The sequence below is a fragment of the Streptomyces sparsus genome (assembly GCF_054776295.1).
This window is the reverse complement of record NZ_BAAHCA010000947.1, coordinates 1-1,837: the sequence shown is the minus strand read 5'-3', so window position 1 is coordinate 1,837 and position 1,837 is coordinate 1. Positions and strand designations below refer to the sequence as shown.

Here is a 1,837-nt window from a genome sequence, read left to right as displayed (position 1 = left end):
CCCCCGCCGCGGGCCGGGGGCCGGCGCCGGGGCTCTGCGCCCCGTGGGTGTCCGGGGCCGCGGAGTCGGGCCTGAGGCCCACCGAGGGGTTGACGGTGAGCACACTGCCGGGCAGTTCGGCGAGTCGGCGTCGGGCGATCTTGCCGGCGGCGGTGCGGGGGATCTCGTCGACGGTTCGGAACTCGTCGGGCACCTTGAAGTAGGACAGTTCGCGGCGGCAGGTCTCCAGGAGCAGCTGCGGTTCGATGCCGCCGGGACCCGGTACGAGGTAGGCGATCGGCACCTCACCGAGCACGGGGTGCCGCACGCCGGCGACACCTGCGTCGGCCACTCCCGGAATGCGGCTCAGGACCTGCTCGATCTCACCCGGGTGGATGTTCTCGCCGCCCCGGACGATGAGTTCCTTCACCCGGCCGGTGATCGTCACGAACCCGTCCGCGTCCTGGCGGGCCAGGTCGCCGGTGCGGTACCAGCCGTCGGAGAGGACGGCGCTGGTGGCCTCGGGGTCGTTGTGGTAGCCGGCCATGAGGGCCGGACTGTTCACCCACACCTCGCCCTCCTCGCCGGGGGCCGCCTCGGCGCCGCTGCGGGGATCGGTCAGGCGCAGCGTCAGCCCGGGCAGCGGCCGTCCGCAGGAGCCGGGGACGCGCGGCCCGTCCGGGGTGTGCGTGGTGATCGCGCCCCCGGTCTCGGTGCTGCCGTAGCTGTCGACGAGGTGGATGCCGAAGGCCTCCTCGAACTCCTCGTGCAGCGACGCCGGGCAGAGAGAGCCCGCCGCCATGCAGACCCGCAGGTCGGGCAGCGTGTCACCGGTCTCCCGCGCCACCTCGACCATGCGGCGGTACAGCGTGGGCACGCCGACCAGGAACGTGGTGCGGTGCTCGCGCGCCGCCAGCATGATCTCGTCGGCGGCGCCGCCTTCGACGATGTGCGTGCAGGCGCCCACCGCCAGCACGCCGAGCACGCCGATGTTGTGCGACACCGCGTGGTGGAGCGGCATCGGCCAGAGCACGCGGTCGTGCTCGTCCAGACCGAGGAGGGGCGCGTTGCACACCGCCGTGGCCCAGAGCGACTTGCGCTGGGTGGACACCACACCCTTGGGCCGACCGGTGGTGCCCGAGGTGTAGAGCATCCACGCGGGCTCGTCCAGGTCGAGGTCGTCGCGCGCGGAGCCGTCCGGCGGCAGCGTCGCCAGGTCCTCGAACAGCGGTGTGCCGGCGGCCTCGTGGCCGTCGGCCGCTCCGACGGCCACGGCCCGAACCGGGGGGCCGCCCGCCGTGACCCGCCGAAGCTGGTCGAGGCGGGCGCCCTCGGTGACGACGAGGACGGCGCCGCTGTCGGTGAGGTGGTGCCCGAGTTCGGCGTCGGTCGTCTGCGGGTCGACGGGCACCCCGACGGCTCCGGCGCGGGCGACGGCCAGGTAGCCCTCCACCATCTCCACCCGGTTGCCCATGCGCAGCAGTACCCGGTCGCCGCGGTTCACCCCGAGGTCGGCCAGGTGCCCGGCGAGCCGGCGGGTGCGCGCCTCCAACTCCCCGTACGTGACGGCCCGACGCGCGTCCCTGAACGCCGGTCGGCCCGGGAGGCGGCGGGCGTTGCGGGCCAGCAGCTCGTGCAGCGGCCTGATCAGCTCATTACGCGACATGTCGCTCACGCCTGTCGGGTCCAATCGCATCGGAGACGGAAGTGCTGGGCGCCGTTCGAACCCGGCGGGCCGGGCCGCCCCGACACGCGCGCGGGGGCGGCACCAGGGTGCGCAGCGCCAGTATCACCAGGTCTCCGCTAGGGGTTTGCCTAGCGTTCCGGCCGGCCCGCCCCGACTCGGGCGGGCCGCCGG

General features: G+C 74.4%; 1 protein-coding gene. It reads right to left on the bottom strand.

What is annotated here, in order from left to right; genetic code table 11:
- The coding region (locus ACYVE9_RS25205) for a class I adenylate-forming enzyme family protein (protein WP_461030200.1) at positions 1-1,645 on the bottom strand (1,645 nt) is incomplete at its 3' end.
- Between the last annotated feature and the right edge of the window lie 192 nt (positions 1,646-1,837).